The sequence below is a fragment of the Massilia eburnea genome, from assembly GCF_009720745.1.
GTDB lineage: Bacteria > Pseudomonadota > Gammaproteobacteria > Burkholderiales > Burkholderiaceae_D > Rugamonas > Rugamonas eburnea.
On record NZ_WNKX01000001.1, the window covers coordinates 139,795 to 160,966 of the forward strand.

At 62.8% G+C, this 21,172-nt stretch carries 23 protein-coding genes; 12 read left to right on the forward strand and 11 right to left on the reverse strand.

Going from position 1 to position 21,172, the window contains the following annotated elements:
• Window position 1 precedes the first annotated feature (1 nt).
• From GM658_RS00690 to GM658_RS00705, 4 genes are all read left to right on the forward strand, one after another.
• Window positions 2-847, forward strand: a complete 846-nt coding sequence (locus GM658_RS00690) for a PhnE/PtxC family ABC transporter permease (RefSeq protein WP_155452094.1) — start codon at window positions 2-4, stop codon at window positions 845-847.
• A complete protein-coding gene (phnE, locus tag GM658_RS00695) occupies window positions 844-1,632 on the forward strand; it encodes a phosphonate ABC transporter, permease protein PhnE (protein ID WP_155452095.1) in 789 nt (262 codons plus the stop codon). The genes GM658_RS00690 and phnE overlap by 4 nt, the downstream gene beginning before the upstream one ends.
• A gap of 3 nt (window positions 1,633-1,635) precedes the next feature.
• The gene (locus tag GM658_RS00700) at window positions 1,636-2,316 is read left to right on the forward strand and encodes an ABC transporter ATP-binding protein (RefSeq protein WP_155452096.1); all 681 of its coding nucleotides are present in this window, start codon (window positions 1,636-1,638) and stop codon (window positions 2,314-2,316) included.
• Window positions 2,317-2,451: 135 nt separating this feature from the next.
• Window positions 2,452-2,739 carry a hypothetical protein gene (locus GM658_RS00705; protein ID WP_055934583.1) on the forward strand — a complete coding sequence of 96 codons (288 nt, stop codon included), beginning with the start codon at window positions 2,452-2,454 and terminating at the stop codon, window positions 2,737-2,739.
• Between the two features lie 64 nt (window positions 2,740-2,803).
• Here GM658_RS00705 and GM658_RS00710 read toward each other — a convergent pair whose 3' ends face one another.
• Window positions 2,804-3,361, reverse strand: coding sequence for a TetR/AcrR family transcriptional regulator (locus GM658_RS00710; protein WP_155452097.1), 558 nt, complete (start codon window positions 3,359-3,361; stop codon window positions 2,804-2,806).
• Between the two features lie 3 nt (window positions 3,362-3,364).
• A complete protein-coding gene (locus GM658_RS00715; protein WP_155452098.1) occupies window positions 3,365-3,835 on the reverse strand; it encodes a nuclear transport factor 2 family protein in 471 nt (156 codons plus the stop codon).
• 90 nt (window positions 3,836-3,925) lie between these two features.
• Between GM658_RS00715 and GM658_RS00720 the strand changes: the two genes are divergently transcribed.
• Window positions 3,926-4,807: a bestrophin family protein gene (locus GM658_RS00720; protein WP_155452099.1), complete on the forward strand. Its 882-nt coding sequence runs from the start codon at window positions 3,926-3,928 to the stop codon at window positions 4,805-4,807.
• On the opposite strand, the gene GM658_RS00725 is transcribed toward GM658_RS00720, so the two are convergent.
• The 3 genes from GM658_RS00725 to GM658_RS00735 all read right to left on the reverse strand — a co-directional run bounded on the left by GM658_RS00725 (window position 4,804) and on the right by GM658_RS00735 (window position 6,980).
• Window positions 4,804-5,562 carry a GNAT family N-acetyltransferase gene (locus tag GM658_RS00725; RefSeq protein ID WP_155452100.1) on the reverse strand — a complete coding sequence of 253 codons (759 nt, stop codon included), beginning with the start codon at window positions 5,560-5,562 and terminating at the stop codon, window positions 4,804-4,806. The genes GM658_RS00720 and GM658_RS00725 overlap by 4 nt on opposite strands.
• 79 nt (window positions 5,563-5,641) lie before the next feature.
• Window positions 5,642-6,448, reverse strand: coding sequence for an anti-sigma factor family protein (locus GM658_RS00730; protein WP_211841789.1), 807 nt, complete (start codon window positions 6,446-6,448; stop codon window positions 5,642-5,644).
• A gap of 1 nt (window position 6,449) precedes the next feature.
• Window positions 6,450-6,980: a sigma-70 family RNA polymerase sigma factor gene (locus GM658_RS00735; protein ID WP_155452102.1), complete on the reverse strand. Its 531-nt coding sequence runs from the start codon at window positions 6,978-6,980 to the stop codon at window positions 6,450-6,452.
• 135 nt (window positions 6,981-7,115) lie between these two features.
• On the opposite strand from GM658_RS00735, the gene GM658_RS00740 reads away from it, so the two are divergent.
• Genes GM658_RS00740 through GM658_RS00750 form a run of 3 tightly spaced genes read left to right on the forward strand, consistent with a single transcriptional unit; the run spans window position 7,116 to window position 8,737 of the window.
• Window positions 7,116-7,472 (forward strand): c-type cytochrome, encoded by a 357-nt coding sequence (locus GM658_RS00740; RefSeq protein WP_229416698.1) that lies wholly within the window; start codon window positions 7,116-7,118, stop codon window positions 7,470-7,472.
• Between the two features lie 13 nt (window positions 7,473-7,485).
• Window positions 7,486-8,373, forward strand: coding sequence for a metallophosphoesterase family protein (locus tag GM658_RS00745; protein ID WP_155452104.1), 888 nt, complete (start codon window positions 7,486-7,488; stop codon window positions 8,371-8,373).
• Window position 8,374: 1 nt separating this feature from the next.
• On the forward strand, window positions 8,375-8,737 hold the full coding sequence (locus tag GM658_RS00750) for a cupredoxin domain-containing protein (RefSeq protein ID WP_155452105.1): 363 nt from the start codon (window positions 8,375-8,377) through the stop codon (window positions 8,735-8,737).
• On the opposite strand, the gene GM658_RS00755 is transcribed toward GM658_RS00750, so the two are convergent.
• From GM658_RS00755 to GM658_RS00770, 4 genes are all read right to left on the reverse strand, one after another.
• Entirely contained in the window at window positions 8,734-9,258 is a 525-nt protein-coding gene (locus GM658_RS00755; protein ID WP_155452106.1) for a hypothetical protein, read from the reverse strand. The two genes, GM658_RS00750 and GM658_RS00755, sit on opposite strands and share 4 nt — an antisense overlap.
• A 39-nt stretch (window positions 9,259-9,297) precedes the next feature.
• Window positions 9,298-10,752, reverse strand: a complete 1,455-nt coding sequence (locus GM658_RS00760; protein ID WP_155452428.1) for a Ppx/GppA phosphatase family protein — start codon at window positions 10,750-10,752, stop codon at window positions 9,298-9,300.
• A gap of 65 nt (window positions 10,753-10,817) precedes the next feature.
• A complete protein-coding gene (locus GM658_RS00765; RefSeq protein WP_155452107.1) occupies window positions 10,818-11,987 on the reverse strand; it encodes a GGDEF domain-containing protein in 1,170 nt (389 codons plus the stop codon).
• A gap of 21 nt (window positions 11,988-12,008) precedes the next feature.
• Window positions 12,009-12,284 (reverse strand): hypothetical protein, encoded by a 276-nt coding sequence (locus GM658_RS00770; RefSeq protein ID WP_155452108.1) that lies wholly within the window; start codon window positions 12,282-12,284, stop codon window positions 12,009-12,011.
• Between the two features lie 147 nt (window positions 12,285-12,431).
• On the opposite strand from GM658_RS00770, the gene GM658_RS00775 reads away from it, so the two are divergent.
• The 3 genes from GM658_RS00775 to GM658_RS00785 all read left to right on the forward strand — a co-directional run bounded on the left by GM658_RS00775 (window position 12,432) and on the right by GM658_RS00785 (window position 16,344).
• Window positions 12,432-13,202 (forward strand): spermine/spermidine synthase domain-containing protein, encoded by a 771-nt coding sequence (locus GM658_RS00775; protein WP_155452109.1) that lies wholly within the window; start codon window positions 12,432-12,434, stop codon window positions 13,200-13,202.
• A 62-nt stretch (window positions 13,203-13,264) separates the two neighbouring features.
• Complete coding sequence (locus GM658_RS00780) at window positions 13,265-16,135, forward strand: bifunctional diguanylate cyclase/phosphodiesterase (protein ID WP_155452110.1); 2,871 nt, start codon at window positions 13,265-13,267, stop codon at window positions 16,133-16,135.
• Window positions 16,136-16,152: 17 nt separating this feature from the next.
• Window positions 16,153-16,344, forward strand: a complete 192-nt coding sequence (locus GM658_RS00785; RefSeq protein WP_155452111.1) for a hypothetical protein — start codon at window positions 16,153-16,155, stop codon at window positions 16,342-16,344.
• Window positions 16,345-16,390: 46 nt separating this feature from the next.
• Here the strand turns inward: GM658_RS00785 and GM658_RS00790 are convergent, their stop codons facing one another.
• The gene (locus GM658_RS00790) at window positions 16,391-16,873 is read right to left on the reverse strand and encodes an acyl-CoA thioesterase (protein ID WP_229416699.1); all 483 of its coding nucleotides are present in this window, start codon (window positions 16,871-16,873) and stop codon (window positions 16,391-16,393) included.
• Window positions 16,874-16,899: 26 nt separating this feature from the next.
• Window positions 16,900-19,752: a CheR family methyltransferase gene (locus tag GM658_RS00795; RefSeq protein ID WP_155452112.1), complete on the reverse strand. Its 2,853-nt coding sequence runs from the start codon at window positions 19,750-19,752 to the stop codon at window positions 16,900-16,902.
• Window positions 19,753-19,855: 103 nt separating this feature from the next.
• Between GM658_RS00795 and GM658_RS00800 the strand changes: the two genes are divergently transcribed.
• Entirely contained in the window at window positions 19,856-21,172 is a 1,317-nt protein-coding gene (locus GM658_RS00800) for a M16 family metallopeptidase (protein WP_155452113.1), read from the forward strand.

Sequence of the window (21,172 nt, forward strand, 5' to 3'; positions counted from 1 at the left end):
GATGCATAACGTTCCCGCCGTTCCCCTCTCGCCCCACCACCCGGATCCCGCATGGAACCGGCGCCTGTGGATGATCGCCATCGGCATCGCGCTTCTTTGGCCGCTGGTGACGACGACCGAGTTCTATCCGTGGACACTGTTCGACCTGCAAAGCCTGCAGTCCACCGGGCGATACCTGTCGGCCTTCCTGCATCCCGCGCACGATGCGGAATTCCTCGCGCTGGTTGCGCGCGAAGCCTGGAAGACGGTCGCCATCGCGACTTGCGGCCTGACGCTTGCGCTGCTGGGCGCCATTCCCGCCACGCTGATCGTCACCGAGCGCCTGTCGATCTCGCGCATCGGCACCGGCCGCATTGCGGCTTTTCCGCGCATCGTGCGCCAGTTGGTGCGTTGGCTCCTGGTCTTGCTGCGCAGTATGCCGGAGCTGGTGTGGGCGCTGCTGTTCGTGCGCATTTTCAGCCTCGGGGCAACGGCTGGCGTGCTGGCCGTTGCCCTCACCTATGCCGGCATGCTGGGCAAGGTGTATGCCGAAATCCTGGAATCCACCGACCACCACGCGAGCGAAGTTCTGCTGCAAAACGGCAGCGGGCGCCTGGCCGCCTTGCTCTATGGCGCCTTGCCGGAAGCGGCCTCTGAGCTGGTGTCGTACACCGTCTATCGCTGGGAGTGCGCAATCCGCGGTTCGGTGGTGATGGGCTTTGTCGGCGCTGGCGGCCTGGGTCAGCGCATGGAAGAATCGACCAGGAATATGGTAGGCGGCGAAGTCGCCACCATGCTGGTTGTCTTCGTGCTGCTGGTTGCCGCTGCCGACCTGGTGTCCAAATATTTGCGCAGGAGGCTGGGATGAGCCACATGCCTGCACCGCCCGCGCGCAACTGGTCTGGCTGGCTGTTCGCCGCCGCACTGGCTGCACTGGTCATCGCCAGTTTCGCCACGCTGCAGCTCAAACTGGGCGAGCTGTTCACGATCGAAGCGATGCACAGCGCTGGCAACCTGCTGGCCGGCTTCGCGCCGCCGGAAACGGCCAGCGGCTTCCTGCGCAAGACCGGCATCGCCACCATGGAAACGCTGGCCATGTCTGCGCTTGGCACCCTGCTCGCCGTGGCGGGCGGACTGCTGCTGGCCATTCCCGGCGCGGGCCGTTTCGGCCGCGCGCCGCGCGCCTTGATTCGCGGCCTGCTGAACGTGCTGCGTTCGATTCCAGAACTTGTCTGGGCCTCGATCCTGCTGGTGGCGGCCGGCCTGGGTCCCTTTGCGGGCACGATGGCGCTGGCCGCGCACACCGCCGGTGTGCTGGGCCGCCTGTTCGCCGATGCGCTGGAAAACGCACCGCCGCTGCCGGAGCAAACCCTGCGCCTGAACGGCGCCACACCGATGGCGGCCTTCTTCTACGCCACGCTGCCGCAAACCCTGCCGCAAATGCTGTCTTACACGCTCTACCGCTGGGAGAACAATATCCGCGCCGCCGCCGTGCTGGGCGTGGTGGGCGCCGGCGGCCTGGGTCAGATGCTGAAATTCCACCTGTCCCTGTTCCAGATGGAGCGCGCCGCGACCGTGATCCTGGCCATGCTGCTGCTGGTGGCCGTGGTCGATGCCCTGAGCTTTGCGCTGCGCCGCGCCTTGACCCGCTGAGCCATGCTGGAGTTACGAAACCTCACCAAGAGTTACTCGAACGAGCGGCGCGTACTGGACCGGCTGAGCTGGATTTTCGAACCGGGCGAGTTCGTCGCAGTCATGGGCGATTCGGGCGTTGGCAAGTCCACCCTGCTCAACCTGATCGCCGGGCTGGACCAGCCCGACCCGACCGATGAGCCGGCAATTATCGTTGACGGCACTCCGCTCGCATCACTCGACGACGATGCTGCTACCCGCTTGCGCCGCGCGCGCATGGGCTTCATTTTCCAGGCTTTCCACGTGCTGCCGCATCTTACTTTGCAGCAAAATGTAGCCCTCCCGCTGCTGATGAACGGCCTGCCCCAAGGGCGCGAGCTCGATATGCTGGACGCCGTCGGCCTTGGCGGACGCGGCCACGACTATCCCCATCAACTTTCCGGCGGTGAAATGCAACGGGTTGCAATAGCCCGTGCCTTGGTGCATCGCCCGGCCCTTGTGCTGGCGGACGAACCGACCGGCAACCTGGATCCCGACACAGCAAATTCCATACTGCAACTGTTGCACCAGGAACTCAAATCCAGTGGCGCCACCACGATCATGGTGACCCATTCCCCCGCCGCTGCGGCGCGCGCTGACAAAGTGCTGCGCCTCACTAAAGATGGACTCCAAGTTACAACAGTCGTCAACCCTGCTACGCAATAAAACCCATTATTTTTCTCTCAAATTCTTTCATTTTTTTGGAAGCGGAGTATTATTTAATTAACTTGCTTGGTTATTAAGACAACGTGCAAGCCTGCTTTTTCTATCCACGTAGTGAACAACGTAAAGGAGGAGCAAATGAGCGTCAGGCAGAAGAAACTCGAACTAATCGAGGCAATGAACCGGGCACGTGCGCTGGAACCATCCAGTTTCGTACCAAATAAGCTGCTCGACACGCTAATTGAGAAGATGCACCTCAAGAATGACGCGGAACTTTGCCGGGTGCTGGAAGTGCAGCCACCTATCATCAGCAAGATCCGTCACCGTAAGCTGGCAGTCGGGGCCACCATCCTGCTGCGCATGCATGAGAAGTCTGAGCTCTCTATCCGTGAGCTCAAGGAACTATCGAATGCCTCAGTACACTGAGCTCGGTTCGCACTGAGAATGATGCCTGGCGCCGGCATCGCATTCACCGGCGCCAATTCCCGCCCTATTCCTCCAGCCGTTCCCGCAATCTTTTCAGCGAAGACTTGAACATGGCCGGCCTGTCGAAGGCGCGTGCCAGCACCAGTGCGCCCTGGATGCCGCCGACGACTTCCTCCGCCAGCAAGGCCGCCTGTTTTCCTTTGTGCCCGCGGCGCACCAGGGCGGAGGCCAGCGCCTCGATCCACTCTTCAAAATAGGCGCGCACTGCTTCGGCAAAGCGGTCGCGCTCATTGCCAAGCGCGAACACGCCCACCAGGCACACGCGTTGTCCGGACAGGAAATAACGCTCTACTTCCGCAAACATGGCGGCAATGCCCTGCCCCGCGTCCGCGCTTTCGCGCAGCGGCTCGAATACGTGCCGGCGGAACCATTGATCGATTTCCGCCAGCACGGCAGCGGCCATTTCCTCTTTCCCGCCCGGGAAGAAGTGATAGATGCTGCCCTTGCCCAGCTTCGTCCCTTCTGTAATGCGGGACAGGCTGGCGCCCTCGAAGCCATAAGTACGGAACACTTCCGCCACCAGCGGGAGTACGTCTTCCCGTTCTGCGACAACGCGTGCCATGGCTCAGAACCCCAGCTCGGTCAAGCCGGGATGATCGGCCGGACGGGGCGCGCTGCGATCCCAGAAGAATTTACGCTCCTCCGGCTTGATGGGGTGTTCGTTGATACTGGCGTGCCGGTGGTGCATCAGGCCATGTTCGTCGAATTCCCAGTTCTCGTTGCCGTAAGCGCGATACCACTGGCCCGAATCGTCGTGGTATTCATAGGCGAAGCGTACGGCGATGCGGTTGCTGTCATGCGCCCACAGCTCCTTGATCAGGCGGTAATCGAGCTCGCGCGTCCATTTGCGCTGCAGGAAGGCGACGATGGCGGCGCGGCCCTGGACGAACTCGCCGCGGTTGCGCCACCAGCTGTCCTCGGTATAGGCCAGCGAGACTTTTTCAGGATCGCGGGTGTTCCAGCCGTTTTCGGCCAGGCGGACTTTTTCGATGGCGCTGTCGCGGGTGAAGGGTGGTACGGGTGGTCGGGTCGACATGATTTCTCCTTTAAGTGTACCAATCGGATCACAATTTACCGATCGGTACAGACAAATATAGCACATTTTTTCTGGGCTACAATCGGGACCATGATCATTCGTCGAAGTGAAAACTGGTACCGCATGCTGCTCACGTGGCATGGTTCTGTCCTGCCAAGCATCTTGCCGCAGCTGGCACTGATGCTGGCCCTGAGCATATTCGCCATGTTCGTCCAGCGCGTCCCCCTGGAAATGGCGCCGTTCTCGCTGCTCGGCGTAAGCCTGGCAATCTTCCTCGCGTTCCGCAACAACGCGAGCTACCAGCGCTATCTCGAAGCACGCCAGTTGTGGGGAAATATCCTGATCTCGGGCCGTACTCTGGTCTCGCAGGTGCTGGCCTACCTTCCCGCTTCGGGCGATGGGCAGCGGCTCACCGCACGGCGCGTGATCGTGTTTGCGCATCTGCTGCGCCATCAGCTGCGCGCCAGCGATCCGCGTGAAGATGTCGAGCGCCTGCTCGGCATGCAGGCGGCGGAAGGGCTGCAGCGGCAGGCCTTCCGGCCGGTGGCAATGCTGCATGAATTACGGTGTTCAATGAAGGACGCAGCGGACAGCCAGTCACTGTGGATGCTGGACGCACAGCTGAATGCACTGGGCAACGCGGTCGGCGGCTGCGAACGCATCGCCAGCACCCCTATCCCTTACCCATATGCGGTGCTGCTGCACCGGACGATCTACCTGTATTGCTTCTTGCTGCCTTTTGGCCTGGTGCATTCGATCGGCGCGGCCACGCCGGTCATGGCGGTCTTCGTCGCCTATACCCTGTTTGCGCTGGAAGCGATTGCTCAGGAGATCGGCGACCCATTCGGCACAGCGCCAAACAGCCTGGCGCTGGAGGCAATGTGCCGCACCATCGAGCGCTCGCTGCTGGAGCTCTGTGGCGAGCCCTTGCCGCCCGAACTGGCGGCCGGCAAAGACTGCCGCATGAACTAAGCGGCTACGTTGTAGTGACGGGCGTAGCGGCCATCCAGGTTCGCCAGCGGCATCATCACGAACAGGTCGGCGCTTTCGAAATCAGGATCCCAGGCCGGTGCGCCGCAAATCCAGGCGCCGGAACGCAGGTATCCTTTCAGCAGGGCCGGAACCTGAGGAGCGCGCGCCGCTTCCACCTTCTCCACCGGGAACGGCAGGTGCGGCGTGACACGGTATTCGATCGGCGCCAGGTGCTTGTGGCGCAGCTGTTCGTAGACGGCGACGGCATTGTGGCCGCCGTCCGCCAGGCTGATGCTGGCGCAGCCGATCAGGTATTCGCACTGGTGGCGGCGCATGTATTCGGCCAGGCCGGACCACAGCAGCATGATCACGCTGCCGCCGCGATAGTCAGGATGGATGCAGGCGCGGCCCGCTTCCACGATGCGGCTGCGCAGGTGCTTCAGGCGCCCGAGGTCAAATTCGTTTTCCGAGTAGTGGCGGCCCAGTTTGCGGGCGCCGGCTGGATTCAGCAGGCGGTAGGTGCCGACGACTTTCAGGGTGGCGGAATCGCGCACGATCAGGTGATCGCAGGCGGCGTCGAATTCGTCGCAATCCAGGCCATCGGGTGTCGCCAGGGCGGTCAGGCCCTGGTTTTCGATAAAGACTTTATAGCGCAGGCGTTGGACTTCGCGCACTTCTTCCGGGGTGGTGGCCATGCTCAGTACCAGTCGCGGTGCTGGAGCCCGTTGTTCGGCGGTAGCAATCGTGGTTTGCATGCTTCGTCCTTTCTTGTAGTGACGAAGCCAGTTTGCTGTCCTATTGCTGCACGAACATGACAATTATGTGTCAGGTGCGTTACAAGCGGCGATGGCTCTCTTCGACGATCAGGTCACGCAATTCGGCCAGGTCGCGCGGGGCGGCGTCGGATACTGCGCGGAACGCGAGGCCTTCATCCGTCCAGCCTAGCAAGTGGAAGCCATGCTCTGAGCGTGCGCCCTCGCCTGCGCCGGCGCTTCCCGCTTGCGGCCAGATAAAGACATTGATCACGTGCCTGTGGCGCTGGTAGGCCAATGCGGCCACGCTGCGCCCACCGACGTAATCGAGCCGTCCGCCCACCAGGGTGTATCCCTTTGCAGCAAAGTCATACGCCGGCGGCGAGAAATCGAGCTTGCCGGTGAACCAGGGCTTCACCGTGTGCTGGTCTGACGATGCCACGTCCGTCAGGTGGTCAACCTGCAGCGCGCGGTAGTGGCTTGCCACCAGTTCGTCATCGAGCCCGGAACTGGCGCCGGGTTGTGCAAGCAAGAGGCCCAGCGTGACAATCAAGGCGGCCATCGCCGTCGCGGCCGCACCAAAATTGATCCATGCCCACGGCCAGTGCGCACGCGGGCTCAAGGCGCTGGTCCGCGCCGGCGACTGCACGGGAGCGGCAATAGGCAGCGATGCGGCCAGCGTCTCTCGCACGCGCTGCGCCAGCCCGGCGGGCGCACCAAAACGCGTGCCTGATTCGCGCACCTGCTTGCGCAAGGCCGCCAACTGCGCATATTCGCGGCTGCAATCGGCGCAATCGCTGCGGTGCGCGGCCAGTCTGGCCGCATTCGGCGCGTCCAGCTCCTCATCGAGATCAGCGCCCTGCAAGCGCTGTACTTCCTTGCATTCCATATCAACCTCCCGGCGCATACCCGTCCAGGTATGCGAGCAACAGTTTGCGGCCGCGCGCCAGGCGCGACATCACGGTACCAATCGGCACCCCGACGATTTCTGCGATTTCCTTGTATGAGAAATCATTCATATCTTTCAGCACCACGACTTCGCGGAATGCTGTCGGCAGCCGTTCCAGCGCGTGATTCACGGCAGCCTGGGTGTCGCGCTGCAGCAGCGCACCTTCCGGCGATTGCTGTTCCAGGCCGGCGCCATCGGCGTGCAGCTCTTCGTCAAACGGCAAGGAATTGCGCGACTCCCAGTTGTCCCGCAGCTGCGTGAAATGCGTGTTGCGCACGATAGTCAGCACCCAGCTGCGTGCATCCTCTCCCCGGAACGTGGCGAAAAAGCGAAAGGCGCGCACAAAGGCGGCTTGTACCAGGTCTTCCGCATCCTGGTCATTGCGGGTCAGCCAGCGCGCCAGGTTGTAGGCGGCGTCCAGATGAGGCAAAGCTATTGTTTCGAAATCGCGTGTTGTGTCTTGCGGGTGCATTGGGGGCTCGTTCTCCATGCTGATGCAGACTCGGTTCCGGCGGGTTTTATTCCCACAATCTTTTCACGCAGCGCAGGAATATTCGGTCCACGCCGCCGGTTATGCATGCCAGGCACCAACCGCGAGGCAAAAAAGATGCGCTTACTTCAAGCTTTACTGATATTGATGCTGCCCATGGCGGCGCGCGCTGGCGGCGATCCGGCACATGGGCAGGTTCTGTACCGTTCCCAGTGCATGGCCTGTCATTCGGTCGACTACAACGGCGTCGGCCCAGCGCACAAGGGCGTATTCGGACGCCGTGCCGGCAGCCTGGCCAATTATAACTATTCGCCCGCCTTGAAAGCGGCGGGACTGGTGTGGAGCGAAACCACGCTGGAGCAGTGGCTGCGGGACCCGGAACAGCTGGTCCCCGGCCAGAAAATGGGCGTCATGGTGCAGTCGGCGCAGGAACGTGCCGACCTGATCGCTTACCTGAAAACCCTTAACCCATGAAATCAACGAGGAGATGACCATGATCGATCGACGAGACTTCCTGAGATTGGCCGCAGCGGGCGGCGGAGCAGCCTTCCTGTCCGGCCTGAATTTGCCCGCGCACGCCCACGCGGGCGATGGCGACTTTTATTTCGTGCAGCTGTCGGATACGCACTGGGGATTCAGCGGTGCGCCCAATCCCGAAGCCAGCCACACCCTGCACGAAGCGGTGAAGGCGGTCAATGCGCTCACCACCCAGCCTGACTTCATCGTCTTCACCGGCGACCTGACCCACACCACCGACGATCCGGCCGAACGCCGCCGCCGCATGGCCGCCTTCCGCGACATCGCCGCCGGACTGAAAGTGAAGACGGTCCACTTCATGCCGGGCGAGCATGATGCCTCGCTCGACAACGGCGCCGCATTCCAGGAATTTTTCGGCCCAACACACTATACCTTCGACCACAAGGGCGTTCACTTCATCACGCTGGATAACGTCTCCGACCCTGGCGCGCGCATCGGCGCCGAGCAGCTCGCGTGGCTGGAGAAGGACCTCGCGGGCCGCGACAAGGCAGCGCCCATCGTCGTGCTCACGCACCGGCCGCTATTCGACCTGGCGCCGAAATGGGACTGGGCCACGCGCGACGGCGAGCAGGCGCTGGCCCTGCTCATGCCATTCACCAATGTGACGGTGTTTTACGGCCATATCCACCAGGAACATCATCACCAGACCGGCCACATCGCCCACCATGCGGCGAAATCGCTGATCTTCCCGCTGCCGGCGCCCGGTTCGCAGGAAAAGCGCACGCCGCTGCCCTGGGATCCTGCCGCCCCCTACAAGGGTTTGGGTTTCCGCGAAATCGAAGCCGAGCCGAAAAAGGCCAGCTACGAGGTCACCGAATTTCCAGTTGTGAGGACGTGAGATGGATACGAAACGACGCAAACTGCTGTGCTGGGGCGCCGCAGGCATGGCGGCACTGATGGCGGGGGCGCGCGCAGCGGCAGCCGACGCGCCGAGGATTCAGGTCACGGCGCGCAAATTCCAGTTCACGCCAAACCCCATCGTGATCCCGCGCGGGGTCGACGTGATCCTGGAAATCACCGCTGTCGACTTCATGCACGGGTTCTCCGTGCCCGAACTGAAGTTCCGCACCGACCTGATGCCGGGCCGTGTGACGCGGATCCCGCTGCGGATCAACCACGCGGGTCCTGTCGACTTCTTATGCGATAACTTTTGCGGAGACGGGCATGAGGAAATGAACGGCAGGATCCTCGTGACCGCTTAGGCTTTCTTTGGACGGCCCGTCTTCAGTTGCGGCAGGGAGGCCAGGACTTGCTTCAGCGTGGCCATGTCCAGGCGGCTAATCAGGGCGACGCCGATGCGCAGCAACTCGGATTTCTTCACTTCGACGCCGTTCTTCAGGCAGGCTTTTTTCACCTGACCCAGGACCGCGTATTCGGATTCCGGCATGGTGAAGCTGTCGCGCACCAGTTTTTCCTTATGCGGCTTGGCTGGCTTTTCAGCTTTGACCGCCTTGGCCGGCTTGGCGACCGGCGCGGGAGCGGCGACTGGCTTCGCGGCCGGTTTGACGGCGGCGCGTTTGGCTGCCGGCTTGGCAGCGGCTTTTGGTGCAGCAGGCTTGGCGGCTGCGGACTTGGCGGCGGCAGGCTTGGCAGCAGCGGCAGGCGTGGCGGCCGGCGCGCGCTTCACTGCAGGCTTGGCTGCTGCTTTGGCGGCAGGCTTCGCGGCGGCTGGTTTAGGGGCAGCTGGTTTGGCGGCGGTAGTTTTTGCCTTGGTTGCGTTCATGGATACTCCATAGCTGAATAATATAAACAGTATATACGATTATGCAACCGTACGGACGCTGAAATCCACGCCTATCTCGTCCCAGAACTCCTGCTCCTTCTCCATCCAGTAGGACAGGGTCGGGTGGCTGGTAACGCAATCGCGCTTCAGCTCCAGGTCGATGCGGTTCTTCATGCGCAGGCGCACGGCGCGGTCGTCAACTTCGATCCGGCAATGCATGAACAGGATCGCCAGCCGCAACGCCACCACCGCTTTGGCGAAATCGCTGTCAGTCAGGTATTCGCTGACCTTGCGCAGGTTGCCCTTCTGCGCCAGCACCAAGCGTCCCATCAGCTTCTGCTCCCGGGTGGTAAAGCCCGGCAGGTCGGCGTTTTCAACCATATAGGCTGCGTGCTTGTGATAGCCGGTCTGCGACACCACCAGCCCTACTTCATGCAACTGGGCACTCCACAGCAAATGCCGCTGCAACAAATCGCCGGACGGCTTCATTTGCGCAAACAGCGCGGAAGCCGATTCGGCCACTTTCTCGCCGCGCGCGGCATCGATATGGAAGCGCGCCAGGAAATCGCTCACCGACTGTTCGCGCCGGTCGCGGCGAGTGGAACGCAGCAACAGGTCCCACATCACGCCCATGCGCAGGCCGGCGTCGATCGGTTCCAGGCGTTCGATGCCCAGTTCCTGCACCACGCCGATCAGGATTGCCAGGCCGCCGATCACGGTGCTGGCGCGGTCCGGCCGCAAGCCCGGCATATCGATCTTGGACACCTGCCCGAACTCGATAAAGCGCTTGCGCACGGCATTCAGGGCCGCCAGCGTAATGCCGTCGCCCAGCTTGTTCTTTTCAATGATTTCGCCGATGGCGCGGATGGTGCCGGAAGAGCCGTAAGCCCGTTTCCAGTATTCCGGATGGTAAGGCGGCGCACCATCCTCGAAATGCGAGCGCGCCGACAGCACGGCCGCTTCGAACGAACGCGCATCGACCCGGCCGCCCACGAAGAAGGACAGGCTTTGCTTGACGCTGCCCACGCTGAACGACTCCACGCGCTCGATATCCAGCCCGCGCCCCAGAATCAGCTCCGTCGAGCCGCCGCCGATATCGACCACCAGCCGGCTTTCGTTCGGCTGGCCCAGCGCATTGGCCACCCCCATGTAAATCAGGCGTCCCTCCTCCTCGCCGGAGATGATCTCGATCGGATAGCCGATCGCTTGCTCGAGCTGCGGCAGGAAATCCCCCGCATTGCGCGCCTGGCGCAGGATGGCGGTAGCGACCACGCGCACGGCCTCGAACTTGTAGGCCGCCAGCGCAATACGGAAATTCTTCAGGCATAGCAGCGCGCGCTGCAAGGCTTCATCGGTGAGGTTGCCGCTGGCATCCAGGCCGGCGGCGAGGCGGATTGGTTCGCGCATGCTGTTGAGCACACGGATTTTCTCCCCATCGTACTGGCCGATGGAAAGTCTGAAACTGTTGGAGCCCAGGTCCACTGCGGCGTACATCGAGGATTCCATTTATATCGTTTATAACGAAAATGGTAGCACAGTACGCCATCAGTGTTACGCCGTCATGACAAGACCTCGGTGGACAGGGGTTCCGGCGGCTGCGCCACCTGGTTTTCGCCACGCACCTTGGCCGCCTGCAGCGCCTCGTCGGCACGCTTGAACAGGCTGACCGTGCTGTCGTCGGCACGGATGGTCGTGACGCCCATGCTGGCCGTCAGCTTGATGATCGCACGCTCGGTCTTGACCGGCATGACTTCGATGGCCTTGCGGATCCGCTCCGCCACCATCAGCGCATCTTCCAGTCCGGTGCGCGGCAGCTGGATAGCGAATTCTGCGCCGCCCAGGCGGCCCATCAGGTCCGAATCCCGCAACTGCTTCTTGCAGGTCTCCACCATGGTCTTCAGTGCCGCGTCGCCCGCCGCGTGGCCATAGCCGTCGTTGACGCGCTTGAACTGGTCCAGCGCCAGGATGATCATGGCGGTCGGCTGGCCCGGACGGCGCGCCAGCGCCATCCACGGCGCCAGGGCCTGGTAGAAGCCGCGCCGGTTCGGCACGTCGGTCAGGGCGTCGGTGGTTTCCAGGCGCGCCATCTCCGACTGCAGGTGTTCGCGCGACAGCAGCAGGTAGCCAAAGGCATTCACCAGCATCATCAGGTAGAAGCCGCCGAAACCGAGCAATTGCATCAGGTTCGGGCCGACCCACGACAGGCCATCCGGGTAAGCCGCCGTCAGCAGTCCGCGCCCCACTACCAGCAGCGACAGTACGAACATGGCCACGACCAGGTAGCGGCGCAACATGCTGGCGCCGCGCCAGGCGCGCGCCAGCGCCAGCACGCCAGCCAGGAAGAAGAAGCCGACAAACACGGAGCCTGCGGCGATGCGGATCGCCGGCGCGACATCCAGGATGTGGAAGGCCAGCAGCGCGCCCGCCGCGACGGACAAGGCGGGATAGAGGTAATTGCGCCAGCGCGAGCGGCCAAAGCCCTGCCACAGGGCGCCGGCATCGAGCGCAAAGCCGGCCAGCAGCACGATGTTGGCCAGCGGACCGGCCAGCAGCTCAGGCACCACGCCGCGGAAATACAACAGGAACCACCCTGCCGCCTGGCATTGCTTGGCAATCGCCCAGGTCGAAAGAGTCAGCGACTTCTTGCTCTCATACTCGAAAAAGAACAGCGCAGCGCATAAACTGAGATTACCCAGTGCGAGGGCGAGAACCAGGGTATGGATATCCATCGTTCAGCGGCCGGGCCGCGCTCAGACTTCGTGTTCGACGTTGGTGCTGCCGTCGCCGATCTTGCTGGCCCAGGCTTTGGAGAAGAATTCTTTTTCGTCTTCGGTCGGCGCGTCGTGCCAGAACACGATCAGCGTGCCTTTGTGGTCATGCAGCTGGCTGACCTTTTCGATGAATTGCTGCTTGCCGGCGTGGTCGGCAAGCGCGGCAACATAGCCGTACACGCGGGTCAGGCGCTCGATGCGGTCCGGTTCCGTGAAGCTGTTGGTCGCGGTAATGGTTGGATGGTCTAAGAACATTTATCGTCTCCAAGCTGCCTATGTTGGCAATGTACCTATAAAAGTTGCCGATGTAAATGCGAACGCCCTTAGCGCTGCTCATCCGGTACACTGGAACCCGGAGCCCGGCAGCTTATCAGATCAATACAGCTCATAACAAGTTGACAAATGACTTCCATCCCTGACCGCCGTCCAATGGTCCGCCACAGGCGCGGCCGGCTGACGCTGGAATTCACCCCCGGTGAAGTCCAGAGCCAGATGGACCCGGCCGACCCGGATGCGCTGGTGCTGGCGTACGCACGCGCCATGATGTGTTTTGTCCTGTTCAAACCGCAACCGGAGCATATCGTGATGGTGGGCCTGGGCGGCGGCTCGCTGGCCAAATTCTGCTACCGCTACTTGCCGAAGACTTGCATCACGGTGCTCGAACTGCGCGCCGACGTGATCGCCCTGCGCGAGCGTTTCGCCATCCCGGCGGACGATGAGCGTTTCCACGTCATCCAATGCGACGCCGCCCTTTACATGAAAGAACTGAAAGACAGCGCTGACGTGCTGCTGGTGGATGGCTTCGATGCCGACGGCTTGCCCAGCGCACTGACCAGCGACCATTTCTATGCCGACTGCCGGCGCGCGCTGAAGCCGGACGGGGTGCTGGCCGCGAATGTCTTCAGCTATGACCCGAAATACCGCAGCGTGCTGGTGCGACTGGCCAACGCCTTCCACGACCGCATCTGCCAGTTCACCGGCATCGCCGGCAACAACCACATCCTGTTTGCGATTCGTCCAGGACGGTCGCCGGGCACGCCTGCCAGCGCGATGCAGCGCCGCGTGGCTGCCTGGGGCAGCCCGACGCCCGGGCTGGGTTTTGGCCTCGCCAACCGACTGTTGGCAATTTACACCGTTGCCCGCCTGCGCAAGGCAAATTTGCAAGGAATTTAAGCAGCCTTGCTCTAAAGCTAGAGGAATTGTGACAAACTACATTTTTTAAAGCAAAGGACACCATGGCCGGTCGGCGCAGGAGACTATCGCACTACGGTGCAGCCGCACTGACGCTGGGCGCAGGCCTGGCGGCGACCGCCATTCTCTTTGTGTCCGTCAGCGCGCTCGAATTCGGCAAGATGGAACTGGCCTTCCAGCAGCGCGCCAATGTGCGCGTGACCGCCATCGAACGCGGGCTGTCCGACGCGGTGGAAGTGCTGAACGTGATCAATGAGCTGTTCCGCACGGTGCAGCCGGTGAGCCGCGAACAGTTCCACAGCTTCTCCGAACCGCTGCTGCAGCGCTACCCTTTCATCCAGGCGTTCAACTACCACCGCGTGCTGACGCAGGCCGAGCGCCCGGCATTCGAAGCGGCCATGCAGGCACGCTTCCCCGGCTTCCGGATTTCGGAGCTCGAGCCGAATGGCAGCGCGCTGCCGGCGCCGGAACGGCCCTACTACAACGTGGTCGAATACCTGGAGCCGATGCAGGGCAACGAGCCGGCGCTGGGCCTGAACACCGGTAATAACGTACAAGTGCGGGGCGCCATCGACCGCATCCTGAACACCGGCCGCCCTGCCGCCACCGAACAGCTTCAGTTGGCGCAGGACCCGGCCCAGCGCAACAGCTTCATCATGATCATGCCGGTGTACCGCCCCGGCATGCCGACCGGCACCCGCAATGAGCGCCACGCCGCCTGGATGGGCGACACGGCGGCCGTCATCCGCACGCCCTACCTGGTGCACACCATCCTGCAGCGCGACGGCCTGCTGGACGACCCTGACCTGGGCCTGAGCGTGTATGCCGGCGACCCGTCCGACAACGGCAGCCTGGCCTATCGTCTAGGGCCGCCGCCAAGCAAACGCAAGGAACATTGGCTGCACCGCTGGTTCGACTTCGATTACCGCAGCACCGAAATGCGCAGCTTCGAGGTGCTGGGACGTTCCTGGATTATCCGCAGCGACGACCTGCCGCGCCCTTTCCTGGCGGACCACCTCGGCTCACTCGGCACCCTGCTCGGCGGCCTGCTGTTCAGCGCGCTGGCCACGGCCCTGGTGCATACCCTGCTCCAGCGCTCGCGCCGCGTGCAGCTGCTGGTCGATGCACGCACCGCCGACCTGCAGCGCTCCAACCAGCGCCTGGCCGAAGACGTGGCCGCGCGCAAACGTACCGAACGCGCGCTGCAGGAATCCGAGCACCGCTTCCGCCGCCTGCTCGCACTGTCTTCCGACTGGTACTGGGAGCAGGACACGCAATTCCGTTTCACCAACATCACTGGCGCCTTCTTTGAAAAAGGCCATGTGGACAAGGAAAACTTCATCGGCCGCACGCGCTGGGAATGCACGCCGGAGCTGTACGCCAGCAGCGCTGGCCGCGACCATATCAACAAAGTGCAGGCGCGCCTGCCCTTCTCCAACTTCGAATACACCATTGTCGGCAACGACGGCGTCACGCGCTGGTTCAACACCAGCGGCGAACCGGTGTACGACTCGCAGGGCGAATTCAAAGGCTACCGCGGCACCGGCACCGAAATCACGGAACGCAAGGAGGCCGAGCAGCGCATCCACCACATCGCCCACCACGACGTGCTGACCGGGCTGCCCAACCGCGTGCTGCTGCAGGACCGCCTGCAGCAAGCCATTGCCTACGCCAACCGCAGCGGCCTGCCGATGTGGGTGGTGCTGATCGACCTGGACCGCTTCAAGTTCGTCAACGACAGCCTGGGGCACAAGGCCGGCGACCAGCTGCTGCAGACCGTGGCCGCCCGCCTGCAATCGAGCGTGCGCGAAAGCGATACCGTGGCACGCCTGTCGGGCGACGAATTCGTGGCCATCCTGAGCCAGTACCCGGACGAACAGCTGTCGCCCGCCATCATCGAGCGCGTGATGAAGGCGCTGGCGGCGCCGGTCATGCTGGAAGGGAAAGAGTTCTTCGTCACCTGCTCCATCGGCGTGGCGGTCTACGATGCGGACGGCACACCGGCGCAAAACCTGATCGAACATGCCGACATCGCCATGTACTCGGCCAAGAAGCTGGGCCGCAATACCTTCCAGTTCTACCAGCCGGAGATGAACGACGAGGCGCAGGAGCGCCTGCGCATCGAAAGCGCCTTGCGCAACGCGCTGGAGCGTAATGAATTCGTGCTGCACTATCAGCCGCAGGTGGACCTGGAGTCGGGCGCCATCGTCGGCATGGAAGCCCTGCTGCGCTGGCAGCATCCGGAGCTGGGCATGGTGCCGCCGGCGCGCTTTATCGGCCTGGCCGAAGAAACCGGCTTGATCGTGCCGATCGGGGCCTGGGTGCTGCGCACCGCCTGCCTGCAGGCGCGCGCCTTGCAGGACGCCGGCTTCAGCGGACTGCGCATGGCGGTCAACCTGTCGGCGCGCCAGTTCGCGCAGCCGGAACTGGTCTCCACCATCGCCGCCGTGCTGGAGGAAACCGGCCTGCCGCCTGCCGCGCTGGAACTGGAACTGACGGAAAGCCTGTTCATGCACGACGTAGCGCAAGGCGTGCACCTGCTGCATGAACTGAAGTCGCTCGGCGTGGCGCTGTCGATCGACGATTTCGGCACCGGTTATTCGAGCCTGTCCTATTTGCGTAACTTCCCGATCGACGTGCTGAAGATCGACCGCTCCTTCGTGAACGATATCGCCACGGATGCCGACGATGCGGCCATTGTGGTGTCGGTGATCGCGCTCGCACACAACCTCGGCTTGCGCGTGATTGCGGAAGGGGTAGAATCAGAAGAGCAACTGGAATTCCTGCGCCGCCATGGCTGCAACGAGATCCAGGGCTATTATTTCAGCCGTCCGGTGGAAGCTGGGGCATTCCAGCAGATGTTGCAGGACGGCAAGCAACTAGTGTGCGGCGGACCACGCCGCCTTCGCGCCTGAAGGAGAGGAGAGTGAACATGAACAGCGTCGACCTGCATCGCCAGCAAGTGCGCACCGACCACCGCACGCGGGATATCGTCAACCAGGCGGTCGCCGCCCTGCCGGAAGTGGGCTTGCGGCGCGCGGCGGAATTCCTGTTTGCGATGGGGGTGCCGCATCCGATTGCAATGCGGACTTTGGTCTACCCCGGCCAGCGCCGGCCAATGTAGGCGGGTATCCGGCCCAGTGGGTCTGACACCGGTTTACCGGTCTTGATCAGGCTTGCCTGGCTGCGGCGGCGACCTGTTGGCGGGCTGCTTTGCGCAGCTTGGCCTTTTCCCACCGCGCGATTTGCTCGGGCGTCTGCGGCACCAATGGCGGCACCGCCTGCGGCTTGCGGTCCCGGCTCACCGCCACCATCGTGAAATAGCAGCTGTTTGCGTGGCGCACCAGGCGCTTCTGGATATCTTCCGCCACCACGCGGATCCCCACTTCCATCGAACTGGTGCCGGTGTAATTGACCGACGCCAGGAAGGTCACCAGTTCGCCCACGTGGATAGGCTGTAAAAACATCACCTGGTCCACCGACAGCGTCACCACATAGCTGCCCGAATAGCGGCTGGCGCAGGCATACGCCACGCCGTCCAATAGCTTGAGGATGGCGCCGCCGTGGACGTTGCCGGAGAAGTTGGCCATGTCGGGCGTCATCAAAACCGTCATCGACAGCTCGTGCGCCGACCAGTGCATCGTATTTTCCATTGCCATGCCAGGGTAGTTATAGATGGCTATATGCTACCCGATGGCGCCGCAATACGCTCATCGACATCGATAATGCAGCCGCTCCATTCACGCACTTCGCCCTGCTCGTCGAGCAGCGGCGTCGCGACAACGCTTGCCCTCAGCCAGTCGCCCTCCGGATCCTGCAAGCGCACTTCCGTTTCGCGCCCGGTGGCAGTGCGCACGGCATCGCGCCACATGCCGCGTACGCGCGCCCGGTCGTCGGGGTGGATCGCTGCGAGCCATTCGTCGCTGACCTTGCCATCGGCACCGGTCACCCAGGAAACCCGCGCTACGCCACGCAGCAGCTGGTGCAGGCGCGCTTCGCTTGCGCGCAAGGCCCTTTGGGAACGCGCGCGCTCATATTCCACGCCGATGCGTGCCGCCGCTTCGGCAAACAAGGCCACTTCCGACGGCGCCCATTCGCGCACCCTGGGCTGGCAGGCGAGGAAGAAGCCAAGCCAGGTATCGCCCTTGTGGCAGACCGCCCCCATCAGCGCGCCCATGCCTCCGGCCAGCCGGCACAGGTCGTCGTGGGCGCCGGCGCGTACGATATCGCCCTGCACTGCGGGCTCGCCGGCGCGCCAGCGCGCCAGGACCGAAGCGCCGATGGACTCCACCTGGCCGCTTCCCTGCAACGCCGGCATGCCCTCGGCATATCCTGGCAAGACCTCGTATTGGCTATCGCGAATCAGGGCATAGGCGAGCTGCGGCACTTCGAGGCGCCGGCCCAGCATGCTGCAGCCCAGCGCCTGCAATTCTTCTGCATCCGCCAGAGGCCGCAAGCTATCGCCCAGGCGCAGCAGGAATTCCTGGTCCGCCGCCCTGGCGCGCACCTCTTCTTCAGCATTGCGGCGGCGGCTGATGTCGACGAAGGTCAGGACCGCACCCGCCACCTGGTCCTCGTTGGTGCGGTAAGGACGCACGCGGACAATGTAATGCCTGCCATCGCGCGACCTTACTTCGCGCTCGTGCGGCTGCTGGCTGCCAAGCACAGCGTCCACGTCGGCCTGCAGATCCGTGTACTCCAGCCGGTGCGTGATATCGAGCAAGTTACGGCCGACATCACGCGGTATGAGATTGAAGATACCGGCCGCACGCGGTGTAAAGCGTTTGACGGACAAGTTGGGCCCGACAAAGATCGTCGCCAGGTCGGCCGACGCAATCAGGTTGACCAGGTCGTCGTTGGCCCGTCCGGTATCGTCAAGGCGCGCCGATAGTTCGGCATTGACGGTGGAGAGTTCTTCGTTATGCGATTGCAGCGCCTCGCACCCGCTCTCGGCCTGCACCAGCCTGGTGCACAATTCATCCGCGGACAATTGCTGCGGCTTGGCCAGGCCGGCGCCCGCCGGGGCATGCGAAAGATTGGCGCGGCGCGGCGGCCCCGGCACTGCCACCTCCTTGTTGTAGCCCTCGACGACGCGTGCCTGGTAAATCTTGTGTTCCTGGTCGACGGTCGAGAACAGTTCAGGCACGGCCGCAGCCGTTTCCGCGTTGCCAAGGAAGAGGTAGCCGCCGCGGCTGAGGCTGAAATGGAAACGCTGCAACACATGCCTTTGCATCGAGCGGTCCAGATAGATCATGAAATTGCGGCAGGTGACCAGGTCGAGATTGGAGAATGGCGGGTCGCGCAGCAAGTTATGGCTGGCGAAGGTAATCATTTCGCGCAGCGACTGGCGCACGCGGAATTGCTTGCCGGCGCGCACGAAATAGCGCTCGACGATATGCGGCGGCACTTCGTCCTGGATCGATTCGGGATACATGCCCGCCCGCGCCACCCCCAGCGCCTGCTCGTCGATATCGGAGGCAAAGATATGGATGCGCGGCGCCTCTCCCATATCGTGCACGGCGTCGGCCAGCAGCATCGCCAGCGAATAGGCCTCCTGCCCGGTCGAGCAGGCGGCGGCCCACACCCGCAATTCACCCTTGCCCCGCCCTGCCAGCAAGGCTGGCAGCACCGTACCACGCAATTGATCGAAGGACATGCGGTCGCGGAAGAAGCCGGTCACGCCGATCAGCAGATCCTTCATCAGCTTGCGCGCCTCGCTCCCATCGTTTATCAGCAGCTTGCGGTACGACACAATGTTGGGGACTCCGCGCAGCTGCAGGCGGCGCTCGAGCCGGCGCAGGATGGTCGGGCGCTTGTAGTGGCGGAAATCGTGTCCAGTACTCCCATGCAGGATTTCGAGGACGTCCTGCAGCGCCGCCTCCTCCGCCTCCGGCCCCTCGACCATGAAAGGGGCTTCCGCGACTTTGTAGAGCATGAGCAGGCGGGCCGCAATATCATCTGCCGGCAAGATGATATCGGCCTGGTTTGCCTTGATGGCAGCATCGGGCAAGGCGCCGAACTGGGCATCCTGCGGCAGCTGGACGATCGTCGTGCCGCCCTGTTCGCGAATGGCCGCCAAGCCTCCGCAGCCATCCTGCCCCATGCCGGACAACAGCACGCCGGTAGAAAGCTGCCGATGCGACAGCGCCAGGGACTGGAAGAAGTAGTCGATGGCGCCCAGCGTGCTATGCCCTGCATTCGCCTCATCGATAAATAGATAGCAGTCTTCGACTTTCAGCAGCGTGCCGGGAGCAATGACGTAGACATGATTGATCTGCACCTCAGTCGGATGTTCCGTGACCTGGAACACCGGCATTTTGCTGCAGCGCTGCAAGGCCTCGGCGCACCTGCTCGGATGGTAAGGCAGCATGTGCAGGATAACGACGATGGAGAAGCCGGGTTTGCCAGGCAAGCCGGTGAGGACCCGCTCCAGCGCGGCCAATCCACCGGCGGACGCGCCAACGCCAACCAGCGGAAACTTGACGCTGGCCATGCCCAGTTCAGCCTTTGCGTGCGCGATTGGCGAGTTCATCGTTTGATGCCTCCTGCCCCATTGTAGCCACACGCGGTAAATTAGCGTTTTCCCTAGGGATCAAGTATTCTTCTGGCAACTTCTTTCATCGAAAGGAATACCAATGAAGTTGAAATTTCTGGCAGCGATGCTGGCCTATACGGCCGCCTCGTATGCCCAGGCGGCGCTGACCGCCGACCAGGTCAAGACCTTCACGCTGAACAACGGCATGAAGTTCATCGTGCTGGAAAGCTCGGCCATCCCGAACGCGAACATGTACACCTTCTTCAAGGTCGGTTCGCGCAATGAGGCGCCGGGCATCACCGGCCTGTCGCACTTCTTCGAACACATGATGTTCAACGGCTCCAGGAACTACGGCCCGAAAATGTTCGACCGCACCATGGAAGCGAGCGGCGGCGCCAATAACGCCTACACCAACAGCGATGTGACCGTGTACCAGGACTGGTTCCCGGCATCGTCGCTGGAGACCATCTTCAAGCTGGAAGGCGACCGCATCGCCCACCTGTCGATCGATCCGAAGATGGTCGACAGCGAGCGCGGCGTGGTGCTGTCGGAACGCAGCACCGGCCTGGAAAATTCCAACGTGCGCATGCTGATGCAGGACCTGAACAGCGTCGCCTTCGTGGCCCACCCTTACGCCATTCCGACCATCGGCTGGGAATCGGACATCAAGGCCTGGACCCAGAAAGACCTGGAGAACTACTTCCACACTTACTACGCGCCGAACAATGCAGTATCGGTGATCGTCGGCGACGTGAAGTTCGACAATGTCAAGTCCCTGGCCACCAAATACTTCGGCAGCATTCCGAAACGCCCCGCCCCGCCGGCCGTGCGTACGGTTGAGCCTGAACAGAAAGGCGAACGCCGCCTGTTCGTCGCCAAACCTTCCGCCACCTCCGCCAACCTGATGGTGGCGTACAAGGTACCGGAAGCCGGAGCCGCCGACAGCTATGCGCTGGACGTGCTGCAAGCCCTGCTCACCGAAGGCAAGACTTCGCGCCTGTACAAGGCTCTGGTGGAAACGCAGCTGGCAACCAGCGTCGGCTCGCACAGCATCGACGGCTTCGATCCCGGCCTGCTCTACATGTTCTCGGTGGCCGCCGCCGGCGTGGAACCGGCCAGGCTGGAAAAGGCCATGCTGGAAGCAATCGACAAGGTCGCCAAGGATGGCGTGAGCGAAGAAGAACTGCAGAAGGTGAAGAACGCCAAGCTGCTGGGCATCTACCGCATGCAGGAAACCATCAATGGCAAGGCGCAAATGCTGGGCAACTACGAAGTCTTCTATGGTGGCTACCAGAAGGCCTTCGATGCCCCTGCCGCCTACGAGAAGCTGACCACGGCCGAGATCCAGGCCGTCGCCGCCAAGTACCTGAAGAAATCGCAGCGCACCGTTGGCGTGCTGGCCGCGAAGGAGGACTGA